The sequence below is a fragment of the Mesorhizobium sp. RCAM 06353 genome (assembly GCF_059683585.1).
Window position 1 is genome coordinate 6,650,044 of record NZ_CM185031.1, and the last position, 23,853, is coordinate 6,673,896.

The 23,853-nt window shown below is 65.2% G+C and carries 22 protein-coding genes; 13 read left to right on the forward strand and 9 right to left on the reverse strand.

The genetic code is table 11. The annotated features are described in order from the left end of the window. Positions 1-2 precede the first annotated feature (2 nt). From AC56QX_RS32145 to AC56QX_RS32175, 7 genes are read left to right on the forward strand one after another with little or no spacing between them, the layout of a single operon-like run. Positions 3-269 carry a sarcosine oxidase subunit delta gene (locus AC56QX_RS32145; RefSeq protein WP_497112565.1) on the forward strand — a complete coding sequence of 89 codons (267 nt, stop codon included), beginning with the start codon at positions 3-5 and terminating at the stop codon, positions 267-269. Further along, a complete protein-coding gene (locus tag AC56QX_RS32150; RefSeq protein ID WP_497112566.1) occupies positions 266-3,124 on the forward strand; it encodes a 2Fe-2S iron-sulfur cluster-binding protein in 2,859 nt (952 codons plus the stop codon). Before AC56QX_RS32145 ends, AC56QX_RS32150 begins: the two co-directional genes overlap by 4 nt. Beyond that, the gene (locus AC56QX_RS32155; RefSeq protein WP_497112567.1) at positions 3,125-3,715 is read left to right on the forward strand and encodes a hypothetical protein; all 591 of its coding nucleotides are present in this window, start codon (positions 3,125-3,127) and stop codon (positions 3,713-3,715) included. Next, entirely contained in the window at positions 3,712-4,620 is a 909-nt protein-coding gene (locus AC56QX_RS32160) for a dihydrodipicolinate synthase family protein (RefSeq protein WP_497112568.1), read from the forward strand. The genes AC56QX_RS32155 and AC56QX_RS32160 overlap by 4 nt, the downstream gene beginning before the upstream one ends. Before the next feature lie 10 nt (positions 4,621-4,630). Further along, entirely contained in the window at positions 4,631-5,599 is a 969-nt protein-coding gene (locus AC56QX_RS32165; protein ID WP_497112569.1) for a D-2-hydroxyacid dehydrogenase, read from the forward strand. Between the two features lie 19 nt (positions 5,600-5,618). After that, entirely contained in the window at positions 5,619-7,160 is a 1,542-nt protein-coding gene (locus tag AC56QX_RS32170) for a trimethylamine methyltransferase family protein (protein WP_497112570.1), read from the forward strand. Positions 7,161-7,168: 8 nt separating this feature from the next. Further along, the gene (locus AC56QX_RS32175) at positions 7,169-8,656 is read left to right on the forward strand and encodes an N-acyl-D-amino-acid deacylase family protein (protein ID WP_497112571.1); all 1,488 of its coding nucleotides are present in this window, start codon (positions 7,169-7,171) and stop codon (positions 8,654-8,656) included. On the opposite strand, the gene AC56QX_RS32180 is transcribed toward AC56QX_RS32175, so the two are convergent. Genes AC56QX_RS32180 through AC56QX_RS32210 form a run of 7 tightly spaced genes read right to left on the reverse strand, consistent with a single transcriptional unit; the run spans position 8,641 to position 15,784 of the window. Continuing rightward, on the reverse strand, positions 8,641-9,306 hold the full coding sequence (locus AC56QX_RS32180) for a cysteine hydrolase family protein (RefSeq protein WP_497112572.1): 666 nt from the start codon (positions 9,304-9,306) through the stop codon (positions 8,641-8,643). The two genes, AC56QX_RS32175 and AC56QX_RS32180, sit on opposite strands and share 16 nt — an antisense overlap. After that, positions 9,303-10,586 carry a Zn-dependent hydrolase gene (locus AC56QX_RS32185; RefSeq protein WP_497112573.1) on the reverse strand — a complete coding sequence of 428 codons (1,284 nt, stop codon included), beginning with the start codon at positions 10,584-10,586 and terminating at the stop codon, positions 9,303-9,305. The genes AC56QX_RS32180 and AC56QX_RS32185 overlap by 4 nt, the downstream gene beginning before the upstream one ends. Then, the gene (locus AC56QX_RS32190) at positions 10,583-11,749 is read right to left on the reverse strand and encodes an NAD(P)/FAD-dependent oxidoreductase (RefSeq protein ID WP_497112574.1); all 1,167 of its coding nucleotides are present in this window, start codon (positions 11,747-11,749) and stop codon (positions 10,583-10,585) included. The genes AC56QX_RS32185 and AC56QX_RS32190 overlap by 4 nt, the downstream gene beginning before the upstream one ends. A gap of 13 nt (positions 11,750-11,762) precedes the next feature. Further along, on the reverse strand, positions 11,763-13,067 hold the full coding sequence (locus AC56QX_RS32195) for a Coenzyme F420 hydrogenase/dehydrogenase, beta subunit C-terminal domain (RefSeq protein ID WP_497112575.1): 1,305 nt from the start codon (positions 13,065-13,067) through the stop codon (positions 11,763-11,765). A 12-nt stretch (positions 13,068-13,079) separates the two neighbouring features. Further along, positions 13,080-13,994, reverse strand: a complete 915-nt coding sequence (locus tag AC56QX_RS32200) for a nitrilase-related carbon-nitrogen hydrolase (protein WP_497112576.1) — start codon at positions 13,992-13,994, stop codon at positions 13,080-13,082. Next, positions 13,979-15,409: a dihydropyrimidinase gene (gene hydA / locus AC56QX_RS32205; RefSeq protein WP_497112577.1), complete on the reverse strand. Its 1,431-nt coding sequence runs from the start codon at positions 15,407-15,409 to the stop codon at positions 13,979-13,981. Before hydA ends, AC56QX_RS32200 begins: the two co-directional genes overlap by 16 nt. Before the next feature lie 24 nt (positions 15,410-15,433). After that, a complete protein-coding gene (locus tag AC56QX_RS32210; protein ID WP_497112578.1) occupies positions 15,434-15,784 on the reverse strand; it encodes a RidA family protein in 351 nt (116 codons plus the stop codon). 412 nt (positions 15,785-16,196) lie between these two features. Here AC56QX_RS32210 and AC56QX_RS32215 point away from each other — a divergent pair, with 412 nt between their 5' ends. The 6 genes from AC56QX_RS32215 to AC56QX_RS32240 are packed head-to-tail and all read left to right on the forward strand — an operon-like array spanning position 16,197 to position 22,228. Continuing rightward, positions 16,197-17,342, forward strand: coding sequence for an MFS transporter (locus AC56QX_RS32215; protein WP_497112579.1), 1,146 nt, complete (start codon positions 16,197-16,199; stop codon positions 17,340-17,342). A 10-nt stretch (positions 17,343-17,352) separates the two neighbouring features. Then, positions 17,353-18,102: an SDR family NAD(P)-dependent oxidoreductase gene (locus tag AC56QX_RS32220; RefSeq protein ID WP_497112580.1), complete on the forward strand. Its 750-nt coding sequence runs from the start codon at positions 17,353-17,355 to the stop codon at positions 18,100-18,102. A 30-nt stretch (positions 18,103-18,132) separates the two neighbouring features. Further along, positions 18,133-19,137 (forward strand): NAD-dependent epimerase/dehydratase family protein, encoded by a 1,005-nt coding sequence (locus AC56QX_RS32225; protein ID WP_497112581.1) that lies wholly within the window; start codon positions 18,133-18,135, stop codon positions 19,135-19,137. A 32-nt stretch (positions 19,138-19,169) separates the two neighbouring features. Next, the gene (locus AC56QX_RS32230; protein WP_497112582.1) at positions 19,170-20,105 is read left to right on the forward strand and encodes a polysaccharide deacetylase family protein; all 936 of its coding nucleotides are present in this window, start codon (positions 19,170-19,172) and stop codon (positions 20,103-20,105) included. 15 nt (positions 20,106-20,120) lie between these two features. Further along, positions 20,121-21,458: a dihydroorotase gene (locus tag AC56QX_RS32235; RefSeq protein WP_497112583.1), complete on the forward strand. Its 1,338-nt coding sequence runs from the start codon at positions 20,121-20,123 to the stop codon at positions 21,456-21,458. Positions 21,459-21,463: 5 nt separating this feature from the next. Further along, complete coding sequence (locus AC56QX_RS32240) at positions 21,464-22,228, forward strand: SDR family NAD(P)-dependent oxidoreductase (protein ID WP_497112584.1); 765 nt, start codon at positions 21,464-21,466, stop codon at positions 22,226-22,228. Positions 22,229-22,412: 184 nt separating this feature from the next. On the opposite strand, the gene AC56QX_RS32245 is transcribed toward AC56QX_RS32240, so the two are convergent. Together AC56QX_RS32245 and AC56QX_RS32250 are read right to left on the reverse strand one after the other, a co-directional pair. Next, positions 22,413-22,691: an aldo/keto reductase gene (locus tag AC56QX_RS32245; RefSeq protein WP_497112585.1), complete on the reverse strand. Its 279-nt coding sequence runs from the start codon at positions 22,689-22,691 to the stop codon at positions 22,413-22,415. Positions 22,692-23,013: 322 nt separating this feature from the next. After that, entirely contained in the window at positions 23,014-23,814 is an 801-nt protein-coding gene (locus tag AC56QX_RS32250) for a hypothetical protein (protein ID WP_497112586.1), read from the reverse strand. Positions 23,815-23,853: the final 39 nt, after the last annotated feature.

Below are 23,853 nucleotides of genomic sequence, written 5' to 3' on the forward strand. Positions count from 1 at the left end.
CCATGAAACTGCTGACCTGCCCGATGAACGGCCCGCGCAACATAGACGAATTCCAGTCCTTCGGACCGGTCCGCGCCGAGCCGGATCCGGACCGGACCGCCGATGCCGACTGGTCGCGGCATCTGTTCCGCACCGAGAACCGCAGGGGGATCGTGGTCGAGTGGTGGCGCCACGTGCCGAGCAATTATTTTTTTCTGGCCGAGCGCGATCTCGTCACCAATGAAGTCATCCGGACATTTGATCCGTCCGAACGCCGGGGCCAATCATGAACCGGCTGCCTGAGCCCTGGGGAAGCCGGATCGATCGAAGCCGTCCCCAACGCTTCAGCTTCGAAGGCAAGGGCTTCGAGGGCTATGCCGGCGACAGCATCGCCAGCGCGCTCGCAGCCTCCGGACAATGGGTGCTGTCGCGTTCCTTCAAATATCATCGGCCGCGCGGCATCCTCTCAATGACCGGCGCCGACGCCAACACGCTGGTGCAGTTGCCGTTCGAGCCAAACGTCGCCGCAGATCGCACGCCGATCAGCGAAGGGCTGCGGGTCAGCGCGCAGAACGTCAACGGCACGCTCGAACGCGACCGCGACGCGATCATCGACAGGCTGGGACGGTTTCTGCCTGTCGGGTTCTACTACCGCACCTTCATGGGGCCGCGCCGCGACAGCTGGTTGAAATTCTGGGAGCCGATGATCCGCCGCAAGGCCGGACTGGGCATGGTCGACACCAAGGCACCGCACCGGCATTTCGACCAGACGCACCTGCACTGCGACATCCTCGTGGTCGGCGCCGGTCCGGCTGGGCTCAGCGCGGCAATCGCTGCCGCCGAGGCGGGCGCGGATGTCGTGCTCTGCGACGAGAATCCGGAGATCGGCGGATCACTGACCTATGGCCGGCATGATCCGGCCATGCTTGCTGACCTGTCCTCCAGGCTGCGGGCATTGCCCAAGCTGCACGTGCTGACCGGGACCGTCTGCAACGGATGGTACGAGGACAACTGGCTGCCGCTGATCCAGGGCGACCGGCTCTATCGCACCCGCGCCCGCGTCGCGATCCTGGCCACCGGCTCGATCGAACAGCCCGCCATCTTCCGCAACAACGATCTGCCGGGGATCATGCTCGGCGGCGCCGCGCAGCGCCTGATCCGCCATTACGGCGTGCGCCCCGGACAAAAGGCTGTGGTGCTGGCCACCGGCGATGAGGGCTATTGCGTCGCGCTCGATCTGGTCGAGGCCGGTGTCTCGGTCATGCTGGTCGCCGATCCGAGATCCAGCGGCGAGACAGGCACCTTCGAAGCCGAGTTGCACGGCAAGGGCGTGGCCATCCGGAAGGCCGCAACGATCGAAGCCGCCGAGGGGACAGCAGGAAATCGTCACCTTGCGCGGGTTCGTGTCGGCGGGCGCTGGATCGAGTGCGACCTGCTGGCTGTCTCGGCTGGCCAGGTGCCCGCCTGGCAGCTGCCTTGCCAGGCCGGAGCAAAGGTCGGCTATGACGCGGCTAGCGGATCGATGACGCTCAGCCTGCCGAAAGCGCCGGTCCACCTTGCCGGCTCTGTCGCCGGAGACAGCGATCTGCAGGACGCGATTGCCGGCGGCCGTCGCGCGGCGGTAGCCGCGCTTTTGGGGCTGGGCCACGCTGTTGCTGAGGACAAGATATTCACTAGGCCGATGGTAACCAGACCGGTCCATGTGCTGCCGATCGTCGCCCACCGGAAGGGCCGCGACTTCGTCGATTTCGACGAAGATCTGCAAATCAAGGATCTGCAAAATGCGGTCAAGGAGGGTTATCGCGAGATCGAGCTGGTCAAACGCTTCAGCACCGTCGGCATGGGCCCGAGTCAGGGGCGCCATTCCGCATTGGCGACAGCCAGGATCGTTGCCGAGGCAACCAGCCGCGCGGTCGCCGAAGTCGGCATCACTACTGCCCGACCGCCGGTCGGACCGGAGACGCTTGGCCTGCTTGCCGGCCACCACGAACCGCTCGAGCGGCGCACCGCATTGCATGCCAGGCACTTGGCGCTCAACGCCGTGATGAAGCCGGTAGGCGCATGGTGGCGGCCGTATTTCTATGGCGATGCCGGCGCGGCCGAAAAGACGATCCGCGACGAGATCACGGCGGTACGGCAAGGGGTCGGCCTGCTCGACGTCTCGACGCTCGGCAAACTGGAGCTGCGCGGGCCGGATGCCGGCGAGTTCCTCGACCGCCTCTACACCATGGCGCATGCCAACCAGGCTGTCGGGCGTGTGCGCTATTGCCTGATGCTCAACGAGATGGGCTCGGTGGTCGACGACGGCGTCGCCTACCGCATGGCGCACGGCCGGTTCTATGTGACGGCCACCACGGGTGCGGTGGCGCGCGTCTATGCCGACATGCTGTTCTGGAACGCGCAATGGCGCTTGCGCGTCGATGTCCTCAACCTCACCGGCGCCTTCTGCGGTCTGAATGTCACCGGGCCGAAAGCCCGGGCGGTGCTTGAGGCGCTGGACAGCGACATCGATTTCGATCGCGAGGCGTTCCCCTATCTTAGCGGCCGCGAAGGCTTCGTTGCCGGCGTGCCGGTGCGCGTCATGCGGATCGGTTTCACCGGCGAGCTGAGCTACGAACTGCATTGTCCATCCAGCCTCGCACCGGCCCTTTGGGACGCGGTGATGACTGCCGGCAAGCCCTACGGCTTGCAACCCTACGGCCTGGAGGCTTCGCGCATCCTTCGCCTGGAGAAGGGGCACATTCTGATCGGCCAGGACACCGATGCAATCACCACGCCGGACGAACTCGGCTTCGGCTGGGCGGTGTCGAAGAAGAAGCCATTCTTCATCGGCAAACGGTCGATCGAGATGCGCGCCAGGCTGGGCCAGTCGCGCAAGCTCGTCGGCCTGCGATTTCCGGCCGATGCCAGGGATATACCCGGCGAAAGCTGCCTCGTGCTGCGCGGCAATACTCCCGTCGGACAGGTCACCTCGATCGGCTTCTCGCCGACGCTCGGCTGTACCATCGCGCTCGCCTACGTCCATGTCGACGACTCCAGGCAAGGGAGCCTGGTGACGGTAAAGTGCCGGAACGGCAATCTGGTCGACGGGCCTGTGGTTGCTCACGCTTTCTTCGATCCCGCCAATGCACGGCAGGAGATGTAGATGGTGGCAAGTGCGGTGTTTCCCTTCATGGCCGGCGGCGCGGCGCACGGCACGAAGCTGCCCATCGGCGCGGTGACACTGAGCGACCTGACGGCCAGTCCGCGTTTTGGCCTGAAGGGCGGCGGCAGCGCCGCCTGGCTCACGGCGCACGGCATCTCCTTGCCTGCAGTCAATCGCCTCGGCGCATATCGCGGCATGCGGATCTTGCGTCTCGGCGACGAGGACATCCTGCTGCTTGCCGAAGCTGCCGGCGAGGCGCTTGCCGAACTCAAAGCTGCCTGGGCGAACGATGCCGGGCCGAAAGGCTATTCATCATGGCGCGAGGAAGGCTGGGCATGGCTGCGCCTCTCTGGCCCGCACGCGCCACAAGCGATGAGCCGGCTATGCGCGCTTGATCTCAGAGCCGATAGATTCGGTGTCGACGACATTGCGCAAACACGCGTCGGTCACATCGAGGCCGTCACATTCCGCTCGCAAGCAGGTTTCGATGTACTGTTCGACGTCACGGCGTCGGCCTACTTCGCCAGGACGACAGCGGCGGCGGCCAGACACTGCATGGATTTTCTGATCGATACGGAAGGACACACATGACCCGCCCGCAAGGAACCATCGCTCCGATCCTGACGCCGTTCGAAAACGATGGCCGCATCGCGCGCGACCTCTGGATATCGCATGCCAAATGGGTGCTGGGCCAGGGCGCGCATTTCCTGTCGCCGTTCGGCACCACCGGCGAGGCGTTGTCGCTGTCCTTGCGCGAGCGCATGCAGGCGCTGGAATGGCTGATCGAGGCCGGTATCTCGCCGAGCCGGCTGATGCCCGGCACCGGTGTCACCGCGCTGTCCGAAACCGTCGAGCTGTCGGCGCATGCGGTCGGGCTCGGCTGCGCCGGGGTGATGGTGCTGCCGTCGTTCTTCTACACCGCTGCCGGCGACAGCGGCCAGGCCCGCTACTACAGCGAACTGATCGAGCGCGTGGCGAACCCTGCGATGCGGATGATCCTCTACCACATCCCGCAGAACTCCGGCGTGCCGGTGAGCCCGGCTTTGACCGCGCGGCTGAGCGCGGCGTTTCCCGACACCGTCGTCGCCTACAAGGACAGTGCCGGCGACTGGAACAACACGGCAGCGGTGGTTGCCGCGGCTCCGAAGGTCGCGGTCTTCCCGAGTTCGGAAGCACAGCTGACCAAGGGCCTTGCCAGCGGAGCGGCAGGCTGCATCTCTGCCACCGTCAACCTCAACGCCGCCGCGATCCGCTCCCTCTACGATCGCACTTTGGCCGGTGAGGACGTTGCCGAGGCGGATACTGCGATCAAGGCGTTCCGCAAGATCATCCAGGATGCCGGCCTGATCCCGGCGATGAAGGCCGTGCTGGCGGTGCGCTCGGGCGACCAGCGCTGGCTGAACCTGCGCGCGCCGCATGAAAATACGACATTGGAGAACGGACAAGCGCTGCTTGCCGCGCTGGGCAGTGCCGCCGATCACATCGGCCACGGCTGAGGCCCGCGCCATGTCGGCCCGCCCAACCGTCATTCTGCACACCGACAAGCCGGCCGGCGCGTTGGCCGTGCTCGTGGAGACGCACCCGGACCTCCCGGTCCACCCCTGCGACAGCTACGCTGCGCTTCCCGAGCTCATCGAGCGCGTGGCGGCGGAAGTGGTCTATTCCATCCGCTTTGATGGTACGCCGCGCTACCCACGCCAGGCCCTCGTCGAAAGCCCGACCGTGAAATGGGTGTCCATCGGCGGCTCCGGCACGGATCATCTGGGACGCTGGGATCCAACGCGCGTCACGGTGACCAATTCCGCAGGCGTCGCCGCCGGCATGCTGGCGGAGTACGCGCTCGGCGCCATGATGTCCTTCTCGCTCGACCTGCGCGGCTTCGAACGCCGCCAGCAAGCACGGCAATGGGGTGGCGGTCGCGTCGAGCCGATCGAAGGCAAGACTGTATTGATCATCGGCCTTGGCAAGACCGGCGAGGCAGTCGCCAAACGGGCGCAGGCGATGGGTATGCGCACCCTGGGTATCCGCGCGCGCCCCAAGCCGACGCCGTGCCTGGGCGAGGTTCATGGGGTTGACGCGCTGCTGCCGCTCATCGCCCGCGCCGATTTCATCATCTGTTGCGTGCCGCTGCTGCCCAGTACGCGCGGCCTGCTTGCCAAAGCGGCCTTTGCCGCGATGAAGTCTTCCGCCGTGCTCATCGATATCTCGCGTGGCGGCGTGGTCGACGAGACCGCCCTGCTCCAAGCCCTCGACAGCAAGACGATCAAGGGCGCCGCGCTGGATGTTTTTGCGACCGAGCCGCTGCCGGCGGACCATCCGCTGTGGGGCTACGACAATGTCGCCATCACCCCGCATTGCGCAGCAGTCTACGAAGGCTGGGACGTCAAGTCGGTGGGCATGTTCGCCGACAATCTGAAGCGCTACCGCAGCGGCGTGCCGCTGCAGAACGTCGTGAACCCAGAGCGCGGCTATTGAGCCGAGAGGGAAGAGTTTGATGACGCAGGACAGGCGCGGCGGTGGCCGCAGATCGAGGCTGGGGCGCAGCGGCGGCGGTATCGCGCAACTGCCTTGGCAACATGTGGAGAACCCCTACCCGCCGATGCAGTTGCTCGACGAAGAGCGGATGGAGCGGCTACACGACACCTCAATGCGCATCCTGTCGGAACTCGGCATCCGTGTCATGAGCGAGCGGGTGATGGACCTGTTCGCTTCCGCCGGCGCCATTGTCGATCGCGACGAAAAGACCATCAGGATCGACGAAAGCCTGGTGCGCGAGGCGTTGCGGGCGGTGCCGTCATCCTTCACGCTGACCAGCCGCAATCCGGAAAAGCAGGTGCATCTCGGCGGCAATTCGCTGATCTTCGGCCTGGTCGCCGGGCCGCCCAATGTGCATGACCGCATCAACGGCCGCCGCCAGGGGAACCTGCCCGACTACCAGAATTTCATTCGGCTGGCGCACCACTTCAACGCCATCCACATCATCGGCAACCAGGTGGTGGCGCCGATGGAGCTGCCGGCCAATTCCCGCCATCTCGACACCTACTGCGCAAACCTGACGCTTAGCGATCTCTCCTTCCACTGCACGGCGATCGGCCGCGCCAGGGCCATGGATGGGATCAACATGATGGCGATCGCGCGAGGCATCAGCGTTGAGGCGATGCGGGCCTCACCGGGCGTGACGACGATCATCTCGATCAACTCACCACGCCTGTTCGACGACGCCATGGCCGAGGGCCTGATCGCGATGGCCGAGCACGGCCAGCCTGTAACCGTCACCCCCTTCACACTGATGGGCGCGATGACGCCGGTGACGCTCGCGGCGGCGCTCTGCCAGCAGAATGCGGAAGCGCTGTTCGGCGTGGTGCTGACCCAGCTCGTCAATCCCGGCACGCCGGTGATGTATGGCGCGTTCACCTCCAATGTCGACATGAAATCGGGCGCGCCGGCCTTCGGCACGCCGGAGAACGCCAAGGCCAACATCATCGCCGGCCAATTGGCGCGGCGCTACAATCTCCCCTATCGCACCTCAAATGCGAATGCCTCGAACGTAGTTGATCTGCAGGCCGCGTACGAGACGGAAATGGCGACGTGGGGCGCGGTGCTGGGTGGCGCCAATTTGATCTACCATGCGGCGGGCTGGCTGGAGGGCGGCCTGACGGCTTCCTATGAAAAACTCGTGCTCGATGTCGAGATCCTGCAGAACATGATGGAGTTCCTGCGCCCGCTGCCGTTCCAGGAGGACGATCTGGGCTTCGAGGCGATCAAGTCGGTGCCGGCCGGTGGCCATTTCTTCGGCGCCGAACACACCATGTCGCGCTACACCACCGCCTTCTACCAGCCGATGCTGTCCAACTGGCAGAACCACGGCGCCTGGGAGGAAGCCGGCGGCAAGGATGCGCTCGAACGGGCGACCGAGCTCTGGCAGCAGGCCCTTCACGACTACGAAGAACCGGTGATGGACCCCGCGATCCGCGAGGAGCTCGACGCCTATGTCGCGCGCCGCCGCGAGGAGATCGCCGCCAACCCGGAAGGTTAGGACTTCGGATGCCCTATGATCTCGTCATCCGCCATGCGACGCTGATCGCCGGCGACGGCTCGAAATCTTTCGAGGCCGACATCGCCGCCACCGGCGACAGGATCACAGCCATCGGTCGGCTGGACGACGCACAGGGCAGCGAGGAAATCGATGCCAGGGGAAAGGTGGTCGCGCCCGGCTTCATCGACGTGCACACCCATGACGACGGCGCGCTTTTGGCGCCACGCGGCATGGATCCGAAGATCAGCCAGGGCGTGACGACGGTGATCGCCGGCAATTGCGGCGTCAGCCTGGCGCCGCTGCTGCTCGACAGGACACCACCGCCGCCCTTCACGCTCGTCGGCGGCCGGGAGAGTTTCCGTTTCGATCGTTTTGCCGACTATGTCGCTGAGTTGAAAAAGCGCGGCATCGCGACCAACGCGGCCTTGTTGGTCGGCCACACCACTTTGCGCCAGCGCTGCATGCCGGTGACCGACCGTCCGGCCAACGAGGCGGAGACGGTGGCGATGCAGAAAGCGGTGGCGCAAGCGATGACCGAAGGCGCCTTCGGTCTCAGCACCGGCCTCGACTATCCGCCGGCGGTCAACTCCTCGACCGAAGAGGTCAAGGCACTCGCTGCCACGGCGGCAAGTCTCGGCGGCCCCTATGTCACGCATACGCGCAACTATTTCGAGACGATGGACGAGGCAATCGAGGAAGCCATCGACATTGCCGATTATGCCGGCGGCAAGCTGGTCATCTCGCACCACCAGTGCACCGGTCGCGCCAATTTCGGCAAGAGCCGTCGGTCCCTGGAGAGGATCGACCGGGCGCGCAAAACGATGGACATCGGCATGGATGTCTATCCCTATGCCGCGAGCTCGACCGTGCTTCGCCTGGAGCGCTGCGATACAGGCCTCAGAATCCTCGTGACATGGTCCGATCCGCATCCGGAGATGGCCAGGCGCGAGATCGCCGACATCGCGCGGGAATGGAATTGCAGTGAGCGCGAGGCGGGTCAGCGCCTGCTGCCGGCAGGTGCCGTCTATTTCCAGCTCGACGAGACGGACGTGCGCACCATCATCGCGCATCCGCGAACCATGATCGGCTCGGACGGCCTGCCGCACGACATCCATCCGCATCCGCGCCTGTGGGGAACATTTCCGCGTGTGCTCGGGCACTATGCCAGGGATGTCGGCCTATTCAGCCTGGAGGAGGCTGTGTTCCGCATGACCGGCCTACCCGCGCGTGAATTCGGCATCCAGCAGCGCGGTCTGCTGGCCGAAGGTAATTTCGCCGACCTCGTCATCTTCGATCCGGACACGATTATAGATACAGCCACCTTCGAGGAGCCGCGCCGGCCCGCCGCCGGCATCGAACAAGTCTTCGTCAACGGCGCCTCTGTTTGGCGCGGCGGCAGGGCGACCGGCGCGCTGCCGGGCGCGGTTCTCAAGCCCTCGGCTTCAAAGGTTGTCAGAGGCGCATGCAGTTGCGGTGGCCATCACAAGGCTTCGTAGAGCCGGTCGATGGTTTCCAGCGTGTAGGCAAATTCCACCGGCCGCGTGCAGCGCCACGCCCGATAGGGCTCACCCCGCAGCACCTTGATCGCCTCCGACGTCGTCAGCACGCCGCCGCCGTAGAGACGATTCGCCATGTCGAGGGTGGCGGTGCGATGCATCATAGTGGTCATGCTGCCCATCGCGTCCTTGACCAGCCAGACGCGAAACCCCGCATAGACGGCGTCGAAGACGGTTGCGCGCACGCAACTGTCGGTCAGGATCCCGGTGACAATCAGGTTCTCGATGCCAAGGTCGGTTAGATCCCTTTGGAGATTCGTATCCCTAAAGGCCGTCGGCCATGTCTTGCGCACCACGATCTCGCTCGACACCGGCGCGACCTCCTCGCAGATGTCGGAGTCCATGCTGCCGGCCACCGCATAGCGGAATTCGCCTGACACATCCTCGTCGAGGCGCGCATAGTTCGACCTCTTATCCTCGTCAACCCACGCCTGCACATGGAAGGCCTGCACAAAAGCAGCCCGGGCCGCTTCGAGAATCGCAGCGGTCCGGGCGAGTATCCCGTCGTAGTCGACGATCGGCCAGGCTGCACCGGGCCGGTATTCGTTCTGGAGATCGATGGGCATGATCGCGGTCTTGGCAAGGTTCACGGCTCTGTCCTGCTGTGGTCGAAGGAAATGACGAATTGGAGAAGCAAACGGATCGCCTGATCGAGATCGGCGATTTCCATCGCTTCATGCGGGTTGTGGCTGCCGTTCTCGTTGCGCACGAAGATCATGGCGGTCGGAATGTCGGCGCCGGCAAAGGTGGCCGCGTCATGCCCCGCCCCGCTCGGCACATGCGGCGCCCGCATTTGCAGTTCGGTGGCAGCGCGGTCCAGCCTCGCGATCAACGCCGGCGACATGGTCGCCGGCTCCCAGGTGAAGCGTGGCCCGGCCTCGAAGCTGACGCGGCGCCTAGCACCGACTTCGGCGAAAATATTCTGAAGCCGCGTTTCGATGCGATCCAGAACGGCTCCCTCCGCGCTGCGCACATCGAGCGTGAAACCGAGTTCGCCCAACACGCGGCTACCGCCGTGCTGGCTGGGATCGGATTCCACCCGACCGAAGGTGATGGTGGCTTCATGGCCTTCGCGCTCGAGCGCGTCCCATTCCGCTTCAAGGCCGGCGACCAGATCGGCAAAGCCAAGCACGCTGTCATGCCGGGCGAAACGTGGCTCGGCGCCAGAATGTGCGTAGGCGCCGAGGCAGGTCGCATTGACATAGCGAAAGCCACCGGCAATGCCGGTGACGATGCCGACTGGCGCGCCGGATGCGACAAGGCGCGGTCCCTGCTCGATATGCACTTCGAGGAAAGCAGCGATCCGGCCGGCATCGATACCCGGCACGCCGCGCCGCACGGCATCGGGGTCGAAACCTTCCTCACGCATGTGATCCGCAAGCGTGCGTCCGCTGTCCGACCGCTTCGCATCCAGCGCTGCCGGCTGGAGCAGGCCGAGCGCCGCCTGGCTTCCGGGATAGGACAGCGGAAACCAGACCGCTTCCTCGGCGCGTGTCGCCAGCACGATCAGGTCGCGCGGCAATTGGATGCCTTGCCCGACCAGTTCGGCCATTACCGCCAGCCCCGCCACGACACCCGCGGCGCCGTCGAAATTGCCGCCATGCGGCACGCTGTCGAGATGCGAACCGATGACGATCGCCGGCAGATCGGGGTTTCGGCCACTCAGCGTAAGATAGAGATTGCCGGCGGCATCGACGTGCACCGTGGCGCCGAGCTTTTCCGCTTCGTCGCGCACGAGATCGTGGGCGAAGCGTTCACCGGGTCCGTAAGCGACGCGTGTGATCCCCGGCGCTTCGGTGGTGGCTTGCGCAAGCCCCTCCAGCAGATGCCCGGCCAACCTGCCGCCAGCCGTCAGTGCGGCACTGCTCATGAAGCAACCTGCCTGGCTTGAGACTCGCCGCCGCCGCGCAACCGGTGCGGCGTGAGATCATGCATCGACACGCCCTGCCTTGCGACATCGTCTGGAAAGCCCTTGCCCGCGATCAGGCTGGCGCAGACGCGCGACAGCGCCGGCGAGGTCTTGATGCCGTAGCCGCCCTGCCCGACCAGCCAGACGAAATCCGGCACCTCGTCATCCGGTCCGATCACCGGCGAGCCGTCGGCTACAAAGGTTCTGAGGCCGGCCCAGGAGCGCGACACGCGCTGCACCTCGATCGTCGTCGCCTGGCCAAGGCGCTCGGCACCGATGGCGACATCGATGTCCTCGGCATATGCGTCCATCGGCACTGACGGCGTCGCATCAGCCGGCGAGACGAACAGCTGCCCGGCATCCGGCTTGAAATAGAATTCAGCGCCGACATCGTTGACCAGCGGCCACTCGGTGATGTCGACGCCGCCAGGCGCCGGGATGTTGAAGGCGGTGCGGCGCTTCGGCTGCAGGCCGATTGGGCGCACCCCGGCCATGAGAGCGATCTCGTCGCCCCAGGCACCGGCGGCATTGACGAGCGTTGGCGCAAGGAAGGTTCCCGCTGGTGTTTCGACCCGCCATCGGCTGCCTTGCCGTCCGATGACCTTGACGCCGGCATTGGTGACGATGCGCGCGCCACGCGAGCGGGCGCCGCGCAGATAGCCTTGGTGCAGGCCGTTGACGTCGATATCCATCGAATGCGGTTCGATATAGGCGCCCGCGAGATAGTCCGCACGCAGCACCGGCACGCGCGCGATCGCCTCGGCGGGCGTCATGGCGATGATCGAGGGGACCAAGGCCTGCGCGGCCTCCAGATCCTCCCGCAGGAGTTCGAGCTGGTCGGCGCGCGCCACGGTGATCATGCCGCGCTTGCTAAGGAGCGGATAATCCGAGAAGCCAGCCGGCGGTTCGGTCAGGAAAGACCGGCTCGCCAGCACGATACGACGGATGATGCCGTTGCCGTAATTTTCGGTGAAGCTCGCCGCGGAGCGACCGGTGGTGTGGTAGCCACAATGGCTTTCCCGCTCGAGCAGCACCACCTTGGCAGAGGGCGAAATCTCGAAGGCGGCGCCGGCGCCGGCAATGCCGCCGCCAATGACGATGATTTCGGTTTCCTCGGCATTCATATCGACCCATCCTTCAACATGACTGCACAGCGTTATTTTGGCGCGGAACGGCAGGCGGCTCCCCCAGGCGTCCGCGCCGCGCACGGTCGCGAGCGCCGCGGCCCTCGGCTAGATTCTCCGCCAGCGAATTCTGCGCGGCGCAATCTTCAAGTGCGAGATCGGTGACAAGAGGCACCGGCTTGCCGGCAATCGCCATGCCTTTCAACCGTGCCCAGACGGCGCGCCGCTTGCGTACCTGATGCGACTGCAACTCACTGATTTCGGCAATGCCGGTCTCGCGCTTGATCTCCAGCGCGCCGGCTTCGACGGCCGCATCGAACAGCTCAAGGCCGCGCCTAGTGCGCACGATGATGCCGTTGAGCGCCTCGTCCTCGACCGCCGGCCCGCCATTCAGCCAGGCGTCATGGACCGCGATGTCCGCCGCCTGCCCGATCGCGTCCGGGCAGATCTTGCAGCGCGGCTGGATCATCCATTTGTCCTCATCCTCCCACAGCTGCCGATAGGTGAGTTCGAAGGTGCGGCGGTCCCTGGTTTCGATCCGGTTGAGGCCGGGATTGCCATGGCCGCGATAGCGGAACAGCGTGAGCTCGTCCTCTGCGAGGCCGAAACGCTGCAGCACCTGTTCCGATTTCGACAAATCCGATGCGCCACCGCAAACGAAGGCCAAGGCGTAGCGCAAATACTGGTCGACGCGCGGATCGAGTCGCGCCAGGTTGCGCACGGCGGTGACGTCGCAAGGCTTGGCTATCAGCGCAAAGGGGTCGCCGCGATCGAGAATTTCGCCGAAATCCACCAGGGTCGCCGCCGGGCCATAGCGCGAGCCCGCGCCCTCAAGCATCGAAGCGGCATCAAAGCTCAGCCGCCTTTCGCTGCGCATCGGCTGGGAATGCGATGCCGCGACATGCAGCACGAATTTGACGCGCCCGGACTTCAGCAGGAACTGGCCGAGCGCCGTCAGCACCCCGCCGCCGGAACCGATAAACCGCACGGTCGGGTCTGCGGCGCGGCCGAGCACAAGTCGTTCGGCCGGCCCCCAGACGGTGTCCACCAACGCGGCTTCGCTTGATTGCGCCGGCGGCGGACCGGCGATCCGGGTCCCCGGGCAGACGGCGTTGATCCGCATCAGTGTTGACCTGTCCAATGCCTGCCTCGCCACCGGCCGCTCGCGACCTCCTGGCGTCATCACTATCTCGATGGCATCGGGTGCGACGATCGAACGGCAGAGGCCGCAACCGATGCAAAGGCCGTTCTCGACGATCTCGCCGAGAGAAAGCGGATCGGCCGCACGCGGCATTGTGTCCTGATTGGGTTCGCCCATCTCGTTTCGATCTCAGACCGGTTCCGCGATCAGGCGGTACTGGTCGGGGCGGCGATAGAGCGCGAAGTTGAAATTCACCTTCCGGCAGACCTCGATCAGGTCGAGATCGGCGCGATGGACGATAATCTCGTCGTCGAGCGACATCGCCTGGGCGGCGATCTCGCCGGTCGGCGCGATGATGCAGGAGCCGCCGATCAGTGCCTGGCCGTCCTCGAGCCCGGCCTTGGCGGCGGCAGCGACCCACAGCGTGTTCTGGTAGGCGCCGGCCTGCATCGGCAGATGGTTGTGGAACATTCTGAGATGCGCCAGCGCCGGCGCTTCGTCGAGCAGCAGCGGCGTGTTGTAGCCGAGCAGCACCACCTCAGCGCCATTTAGGCACAGCATCCGGTAGGTCTCGGGCCAACGGCGGTCGTTGCAGATCGCCATGCCGACGCGCACACCACGATAGTCGAAGACGGGAAAGCCGAGATTGCCGGGTTCGAAGTAGCGGCGTTCGAGATGCGTGGTGGTGCCTTCCTCCGGCTCGCTCGACCCCGGCACATGCATCTTGCGGTAGCGGCCGATGAAGCGCCCGTCCGGGCCGACTAGGTCCATGGTGTTGAAATGGCGCGTCCGGTCATCTTCCCGTGCGATCTCGCAGTAGCCGAGCGCGAAGCCGACCTTCAGGCGCGCGGCGGCATCGTAGAGGCGCTGCGTTTCGGAGCCCGGCATCGACTGTTCGAAGAAGGCGTCGATCTCCGCCTGATCGTCGATGCGCCAGCGCGGGAAGAAGGTGGCCAGCGCCATCTCGGGGAACGCCACAATTTCCGCACCTGCGGCAGCGGACTGCTCCAGCAGATGGACGAGGCGATCGACAGTTTCGGCCCGCGAGGCGCTACGCTGGACGGGTCCGGTCTGGGCGACCGCTATGGTCAGGCATCGAGCCATGGCGTCGTCTCCTCGACTGGTTTTCCCGAGCGGGCCGGATCGGCCGCGGTTCGCTCTACGAATTGTCCGAACCCCGGCTGCACCTTCAGCACGCCGTCGGCAACCACCGGCACGCCGCGCACCAGCACGGTGGTCGGCTTGCCGGTCACGTTCCTGCCCTCGTAAGGGGTGAAGTCGACACGCGAATGCAAGGCGGCATGGCCGAGTGTCCAGGTCGCTTCGGGATTCCACAGCGCCAAGTCGGCATCGAGGCCGACCGCTATCCTGCCCTTGGCGTGGGCCAGACCGTAGATCGCGGCGGCATTGCGCGAAGTGAGATCGAGATAGCGCTCGAGCGTCAGGCGGCCGGTCAGCAGCCCTTCCGAGAAGAGCAGCGGCAGACGGGTCTCGATGCCGGGAATGCCGCTCAGCGTGGTGGTGAAGCCGGGCGTCTGCGACCGCGCGATCTTGTCGGCGAAGAAATAGGGCGAATGGTCGGAGGACCAGAGATCGATGCCGCCATCGATCAGTGCCTGCCACAGATGCTGATGGCTGCGCGGCGAGCGCGGCGGCGGCGAAAACACGAAACGCGCCGCATCGATGGCCGGCCGATCGAGGTCGGCAGCGCCGATGAACAGATATTGCGGGCAGGTCTCGGCAATCGCGTCGACGCCGCGCCCGCACGCGCGCGCCACCTCCTCGGCCGACTGCCAGGAGGAGACGTGAACGATGGTCATGCGCGCGCCGGTCATTTCGGCGAAGGCCAGCGCCCGATGCGTTGCCTCGCGCTCCATCGTCTCGCTGTGGGCAACGACATGGTAGCGGATATCGGTGCGGCCGAGATCGATCAGGCGCTGCCGCGTGCGCCTTATGGCAGCGTCGTTCTCGGCATGGACCATGACGATCCAGCCAAGCCTATGGGCAGTATCGAGCACCCTGAAGAAGAGGTCGTCGTCGACGGCAAAACCCTGATAGGTCATGAACAGCTTGACCGAAGCGATGCCGCCGCCGGCGAGCTGCGAAAGCTGTTTCTCGACATCCGCGCCGGTGCCCATGGTCACCACCGCGTGCAGCCCGTAGTCGATCACCGCGCGCCCTGTGGCGCGGTCGAGCGCTCGATCGATGGCAGCGACGGTGCTCATCTCCGGACCCGGCATGCCGAACGGGACGATGCATGTCGTGCCGCCGAAGGCCGCCGAGATGGTGCCGGATTCGAAATCGTCGGCATTACCGGCCCCGCCCCAGACCGGCTGGTCGAGATGGCAATGGGCATCGATGCCACCGGGCATGACCCAACGATCGCCGGCGCCGATCACGGATTTGCCGGTCAGGCCTGTCCCGATGGCGGCGATGCGGCCGTCGTCGATGGCGATGTCGCATTCGGCCCAACCGTCGTCGAGCGCAACCCGTCCACCTTTGATCACCAGCTCATGCATTCGGTTTGCCCACCCCAATCGGCGTCAGCCAACCGCCGCCGTCACCATGATCTCGACGCGATATTGGTCGCCGGCAAGCCGCGCCTCCACCGTCGCGCGCACCGGCATGGCGCTGCGGTCGATCCAGGCATCCCAAGCCGTATTCATCATGTCGAAGTCAGCGATGTCGCGCAGCCAGATCTGGGCGCTCAAAAGCTTCGACTTGTCGCTGCCGGCCTTGGCCAGAAGGGTGTCGATCTTGGCGAAAATCTGCTTCGTCTGCGCGGTGGTGTCGCCGGAAAGGTCGTCCGCCGTCAGGCCGGAGACATAGATGGTGCCGTTGTAGCGCAGCACCCGGCAGAAGCGCTGGCCATTCTCAAGACGTTCGATCGTCATCTCCTGGTCTCCTCTCGATCTTTGGCAGGCGACCTATCGTAGGGAGCGTGCAAAAGGACTGTAAAGCCTGTCGCACGGCGCAACGCCGTTTTCCGCCGTCGGGATGGCCAAAAAAAATGACGCCATAGCCGTGTCAATCTTCGCTTGTAGCATGCATGACGAGGTGTAGCTTCTGTCTGGGAGAGCAGCCGCTGGCCAGCGGGACTGCCAAGGGGAGCCGTCGCAATGCATAAGAGTCCAGCGCCGGTCATCGATCCTGCTTGCGATCTCTGGCGCCCGTCCTAGCCGGCCGACAGCGGCATTTATGGGGTCGATCGCTCAATCCGCGATGCGCTTGTGGCGGAACGCCGAGCGCTCCCGCGCCACGTTGCCGATCATGGCCAGCGTCTGGCTCGCCTGCATCGGCAGCGCCATGCTGACGACCGCGGTGTCGTTCCACCTCGGCAAGCCCGGCGTCGACCCCGAAATCGTGCAGATCGTGCTGACCGCCTATCCGGTCGGCTTCCTGATCGGATGCCTGATGACACGTCCATTGGTCGCCCGCTATGGTCACGAGCGGACATTCCTGCTGATCCTGACAACCGCGCTGCTGTCGGCCGTGGCCTTCGCCTTCACCGACTTCATGCCGGGCTGGTTCTGCTTCCGGCTGCTCGGCGGCATGTCGATGGCCTCGATGTTCGTCGTCTGCGAGAGCTGGATCAATCTCTATGCCGAACAGCACAATCGCGGCGCGATGTTCTCGATCTACATGCTGACGACGGCGATCGCCGTGCTGCTCGGTCAGATCCTGGTGGCGCTGGTCGGTCCGCAATCTCCGCATCTGTTTTTGGTCGCGACGGCGACGGTGCTTCTGGCCTTTGCGCCAAAGTTCGCGGGGCTGCGCTGGCCGACGCTGCCTTCAGTGCCGGCCGATCCGGCGCCCACGCCCGGAGCGAAGGCGGAAAGGCGGCTCGGACCGCTGGCGCTTTTCAGGCTGGCGCCGGTGACGGTCGTCGCGATTTTCCAGGCCGGCATCACCAACATGAACATCTTCGTGCTGACACCGCTCTATGGGACGCAGATCGGTCTGTCGGCGGCGGCCACGGTCTGGCTGGTGACTACGATAAGCATCGCCGGCATGCTGGCGCAGACCCCGGTCGGCTGGCTGTCGGACCGGTTCGACCGCCGCCTGATGCTGCTGGTGCAAGGTCTGGTGTCGGTGACGGCCTGCGCCGCGATCGCATGGGTCGGCACCCTGTCGGTGCCGCTGCTGTTTGTGCTGTTCTTCCTGTATGGCGCCACCGCGCTGACGATCTATCCGGTGGCGATGGCCTTCGGCGCATCGCAGCTTCATAGCCGGCACATGGTCGCCGCCTCCGGCACGCTGCTCCTGCTCTACTCGATCGGCAATGTGGCGACACCGGGTGTCGCAGCAGGGTTGATGGCGCATCTTGGGCCTCCCGCCATGTTCCTGCTGCTCGGTGGCGGCGCAGCACTGGTGACGCTCGCGGCCTCATACAATCTTGTGCGCCGGCCGGTCAGAGCGCCGGTCATGCAAAGTGTCGAGGAACGGGTTTGAGGTTGCCGCTATGAACCGACTGCAGGGAACGATCGTGCTGATCGCGGGCGCCGCAAGCGGCATTGGCGCCGCCATTGCCCGGCGCTGCGTTGCAGAAGGCGCCAGCGTGGTCTGCGCCGACTACGACTTTGCAGCGGCACAGGCACTTGCCGATAGGCTCGGCTCCTCGGCGGTCGGTTGCCAATGCGATGTGACCGATACCGACTCCGCCAGGAACGCCGTCGATATCGCGAAAGAGCGCTTCGGCCGGCTGGACGGACTGGTGCACAACGCCGCCGCACCATCGACCAACGCCACCGTCGTCGATCTAGACGAACAGTCCTGGCGCCGCGAGCTCGACGTCAGCCTGACCGGTGCGTTCCTGATGAGCAAATACGCAATGCCATTGATCGCGGCGGGTGGAGGCGGCTCGGTGGTGTTCATCGGCTCGCAGTTCGGACGGGTCGCGACCACCAGGGCCGTCGCCTATTGTGCTGCCAAGGCAGGACTGATCCATCTCGCCAAGGCGATGGCGGTCGATCATGCGCCGGACAAGGTGCGCGTCAACAGCCTGTCGCCGGGCGCGGTGGCGACAACGCGCCTGCTGCGCAGATTTCCAGACTTCGAGGCCGCCAATGCAGGTCTTGGGCCCGCCCATCTGCTCGGTCGCATCGCGGAGCCGGATGAGATCGCCGCGGCGGCGGCTTTCCTTTTGTCATCGGACGCATCCTTCGTCACCGGATCCGACATGCTCGTGGACGGCGGCTATGCGACGCGCTGACCCTCTTCGTTCAGCTTCAAAGGAGTTCACATGACGCTGCTCGTCACCGGAGGCACCGGCTTTGTCATGAGCGTGGTTGCGCGTGCATGGCTCGACCGTGATCCGCAAGCCCGTGCCGTGATTCTCGACCGGTCCAGCCTTGACGCGGCGGCCGAAAAGCATTTCGCCCCGGTGCGCGACCGGCTCACAGTGATCGCCGCCGATGTCGTCGACCCGAAGGCTTGGTCCGCGACGCTCGACAGGCAAGGCATCACGGCAATCGTGCATGGTGCGACGATCACGCCGATCTCGCGCGGCAGCGCCTCGGAGGCAAAACGCCAGCCGGAGGCCGAAGACCCCGCCCGCATCGTCGACGTCAATCTCATGGGTACCGTGCGGATGCTGGACTGGGCGCGCGCGAGACCAGGTCTCAAGCGCTTCGTCTATGTCAGTTCCGGTTCCGTTTACCGTCATAACGGGCCAGACTGGAGCAGCGAGCCGTTGCCCGAAGACGGCTATGTCGCGCCGCTGACGCTCTACGGCATCTCGAAATTCGCCTCCGAGATGGTGACCAACCGCTATGCCGACCTGTTCGGCCTGTCGGCGGTATCGGTGCGGCTTGCTTCGGTCTACGGCCCGATGGATCGCGCGACCGAGAGCCGCAACTTTCGCCACGTTCCCAACCGCGTCGCGCATATGGCCCTCACCGGCGAGACGATCAGGCCGAACAGCCTGGAGCCAGTCGGCGACTATATCGCCTCGACCGACGTTGCCGCCGCGATCCTCGCGCTGATCGATGCACCGCGCCTCAATTACCGCCACTACAATATCGGCTCCGGCTCCAGCCAGACGATCGGCGAGATCATCGGCTGGGCAAGGGACCGCGTGCCCGGACTGAAGGCCGAAGTGACATCAGGAGAAGAGGCCAATATCGTCCAGGATGTGAGACTGAAAGGCGGCATGTGGGGGAGTATGACATCGCCCGCATCCTGCGCGACACCACATGGCGGCCGCGTCCCGGCAAGGAAGCCTTCCACGCCTACATGGACTGGATAGCCGCCAACGAAACGAGCTGAGGGGAATTTGCCATGACGCCGAGCGCTGCCTCGCAACCGCCCCAGCCGCGCGACTTCGTCGGCTATGGTCCGCGCCCGCCCTTCATGACCTGGCCCGGCGGCGTCAGGCTCGCCATCAACCTCGTGCTCAACTACGAGGAAGGCTCGGAGTACTCATGGCTGGAAGACGGCCGCAACGACAATTGGGGCGAATACAATCTCACCTCGAGCCCGCCGGTGCGCGACCTCGGCACCGAGACGCATTTCGAATATGGCAGCCGCGCCGGTGTCTGGCGCCTGGCACGGCTCTTCGATCGCTACGACATCCCGATCACCATCTCTGCTTGCGCGGTGGCGCTGGAGCGCAACCCGCCCTTCGTCGAATGGATGAAGACGCGACGGCACGATCTACTGGGCCACGGCCTGCGCTGGATCGACTATACGACCATGGAGCGCAGCGAGGAGCAGCGCCAGCTGCATGAAGCGATCGCGCTTTACGAGAAACTGCTGGAGAGGCGCCCCCTCGGCTGGAACTGCCGCTCGCTGCCCAGCGTCAACACGCGCGATTTGCTCGTGGAGGAAGGCGGCTTCCTCTACCACTCCGATCCCTGCAACGACGACCTGCCCTATTTCCTCGATCATAGGGGGACAGAGATCCTCGTCGTGCCCTATTCCAAGACGCTTAACGACAGTCGCTATCTGGTGGCGCCGGGTTACAGCAATCCGCGCGACTTCGCCGAGGATTGCCGCTCGGCGATCGATTACATGCTCGACGAGGCCGACGAGACCGGCGGCCGCATGCTGACGATCGGCATCCATGCACGCTGGATGGGCCAGCCCAACCGCGCGTCCGGGCTGCGCGAGGTGATCGAGCACGTGAAGAAAAAGCCAGCCGCTGCCTTTATGCGACGCGAAGACATTGCCCGATTCTGGCTGGAGAACCATGTCGGCTTCGAGCGGCGCGGCTAACGGAAGCAAGACGACATGTTCGAAACGCTGATCCGGGGAGCCACCATCGTCAACGCCGAAGGGTTCGAGCGGCGCGATGTAGGCATCACCGACGGCCGTATCGCAGCGCTCGTCCAACCGGGCGAGATGGCTTCGGCGAGAACCGTTTTCGATGCTTCCGGTGCCTATTTGCTGCCTGGCCTGGTCGACGCGCATGCGCATCTGCGCGAGCCCGGACTGACGCACAAGGAGGACTTTTCCTCCGGCACGCATGCCGCAGCCCTCGGCGGTGTGACGACGGTGCTGGACATGCCGACCGACGATCCTTGGACGGCCACGGCCGGGCAGCTTACCGACAAGGTGACGATGGCGGCAGGACGCATCCATGCCGATGTCGGCTTCCAGGTTGCTGTCAGCCGCGACCTTTCCCGCATCCCTGCCTTGCTCGACCTCGCACCGGTCTCGTTCGAGCTGTTCACCGCCGATGTACCCGATGACTTCCTCTTCGCGACGCTCGACGCCGTGGCCGAGGCGTTGAAGGCTTTCGCCGGCAGCGACACTTTAATCGGCATCTCGCCTGGCGATCAATCGATCCTGACCGGCAGCGCCGCGCGCGACCGCTCGGGCACCATCGCCGCCTTTCAGGCCAGCCGGCCGCCACTGGCCGAGGCCAACGGCATCGCCCGGGCGCTCATCGCCGCCGCCTCGGCCGAGACCAGAATTCATGTCCGCCAGATCAATTCCGAACTCGGCGTCGAGACGTGGAGCCGGCTGCGCGGCATGGCCGACACCAGCGTCGAGACCACGCCGCAGAACCTCTTCTTCACCGCTGCGAATTACGAGACGCAAGGCGCCCATCTGAAGGCCTCGCCACCGTTGCGCTCGCCCCATGATGTGGATGCGCTGCGCGCCGCGCTGCGCGCAGGACTGATCGACATCGTTGCCACCGACCACGCGCCGCACACGCCGGCCGAGAAGGCAGCGCACCATGCGGCTTTCGCCGACATTCCAGGCGGCATCCCAGGGCTGCAGACACTGTTGCAGACCATGCTGAAACTGGTCGATGAGGGCCTGATCGCGCTGCCCGACCTGGTGCGCCTGTGCGCCCGCAATCCGGCCGAGCGCTTCGGGCTTGGCCGGCGCAAGGGACGGATCGCCGCCGGCTACGATGCCGATATCCTCATCCTCGATCCGCGCCAGTCCAGCGCGATCGCCAATGCCGACCAGGTGTCGCGAGCAGGTTACACGCCATTCGACGGCTGGACCGTTCAAGCGCGGCTGACAAACGTCTTCCTGCGCGGTCGCGAGAGCGTGCGCGAGGGAGAACTGATCGGCCCGAAAGTTGGAACCATCGTCACCCGGGAGGAAAGCTGAGGACCATGCCCCTGCTCGCCAACAAGACCGCCATCGTCACCGGAGGCAGTTCCGGCATCGGCCGCGCGATCGCGCTGAAATTCGCGGCCGAGGGTGCCAGCGTCGTCATCGCCGACACGGTCGAGCAGCCGATCGAAGGCGGTAAGAGCACAGTGGAGTTGATCCACTCAACCGGCGGAGCTGCTGTTTACATCCGGACCGACATCTCTGACTGGAGGGCCGTCGATGCGCTGGTCGGTGCTACGGTCACGCAGTTCGGACGGCTCGACGTGATGGTCAACAACGCCGCGATCTACACCAGCACCAATCTGATCGACACCACGCCGGAACAATGGCAGCGCGTCATCGGCGTCAACCTGACCGGCTTCTTCTACTGCTCGAAGCGGGCGGTGATGCAGATGCTCGACCAGACGCCGGTCGACGACGTGCGGGGTCGCATCATCAACATATCCTCGCAGCACGGGATGGTCGCCTGCCCCGGAGATTTTCCCTATTCGGTGAGCAAGGGCGGTATCGTACAGATGACGCGGCAGATCGCCGTCGACCACGCCGACGATCTGATTGTCGCCAACGCCATCGCACCCGGCAAGATCATCACCGGCAAGCCGGGTGTGGCCAACGATCCCGACGCGCTCGACTATTCACACCGTCGCACGCCTTGGCCGCGGCTCGGGCGCCCGGCAGGAGCCGCACTCTTCCTTGCCAGCGACATGGCAAGCTACATCACCGGCATCAACCTGATGGTGGACGGCGGCTGGATGGCGGGTTGACCGAGGAGGACTGCGTCCGCCCGTGCCAGAGGGCGCGTTCGCTTTGCCTTGCCCAGGACGGGTTCCGCAGTGCCGCCCGCTCGCCGAGGCTTGCGCATCGTCAGCTGTTCCTCGTGACAGAAACGTTGGATGCGGTTTATCGAGATGCCTCCACGCGGCCTCGCTTCAGGTCATCGGTGGGCGCTCAAGTGGTCGGTGCGGCGGCCGCAACCAATCCAGCGTCCTTGAGATCAGCCCATAGAGCCGCGGGAATATCCTCCCGCAGGTAGGCCTGATTCTGCTTCAATTCCTTGGCAGAGCGGGTGCCCGGGATGACGCTCGACACCAAGGGATGGCCGAGCGGGAACTGGAGTGCGGCCGCCGGCAACGATACCTTATGGCTGATACAGACGGTCTCGATGCGGTGCACGCGCTCAAGCACGAACTCTGGTGCTGGCCTGGTGTTGAAGGTGGCGCCCTTCACCGCACCCGTTGCCAGGATGCCGGAATTGTAGGGGCCGCCGTTTTGATTTCAAAGGAAAAATCGCCGCCAAAAAATATTTTGAGGTTTCACCAACTATCGGGACCAATCGGGCGATTTTTGCACCTTGCGGCATTCGACAGCGCGCCCAATCCCGTCTCCAAAAGTACCGTCAGATATCGTGCCAAGGCGCGGAAGTGCCGCACAGCCTGCCGTTTGTGTACGTTCAAATCACGGTCACGGCCTCGCTCCGCAGTCGCTGCGGCGGCTTTGTCTCCCATTTGCGCTTGATGAATTCCGGCGATCCTCGCTCACCTCTGGCTGGTCAGGCGATACGCAACAGTTCACGTAGGCGGAGTGGCAATCGCGGCGAGGCTTGCAGCTCGGCGCAGCTCGCCTCCCATCGCTTCAGATAGTCGGCGATCGGGATACCGGTGCGGCCGGGCCAGCGGTTGAGTGCGCCGAGCGCCTCGACGCAGTCCGGCGCGCGGTCGTATTCGGCGAGGATGGTCACCGACATCGCCTGGGCGAATGGATTGAGGCCGGGTATTTCGATTTCGCTGCGATGGCCGGCGAACCACGCCGCGGCGTCGTCGGTGAGCCCCTGGCTGTCGGCAAGCGTGGTATAGCCTCGAATGATGTTCTGGCGATACTCGGCAATGGCATCGCCGAAGGCGTTGTCGCCGGCGAACGGCGGGTTCTCCTTCCAGTCCTTCGCCAGGCGCCCCAGCCCACGCAGCGAGAAGGCTTCAACCATCGCTTCCTCGAGCCACTGGCAGGGCGGCGCCGGCCTGGCGTCGGCTTGCCAGCTGTTGGCCGTGACATGACCGAGTTCGTGGCCGAACTGGTAGGCTAGCTTCGACCAGTCTCGCTCGCCGATGTCGACGATGATCCATGCCATAGTGGTGCCGTCTGCGTGCAACCAGACGGCCGGGGACCCCGAAGGGTGCTCGTCGACGCGCAGCCGCGTCGGCTGGCGGTCGGAGACGAGGCGAACGCCGTCCAAGCAGGCGTGCCGCATGCGCTCGATGACTTGATCAGCCGCGCGTGGCAGCATGTGGCCCCAATCGCCGGCGAGTTCGATTGGGGCGGAAAGGAGGGATGGGGACGGGGTAGTCGGTGCCATGGTCGCGTAGCTCTCCCCGAGGGCGGGCCGACCCGTCAA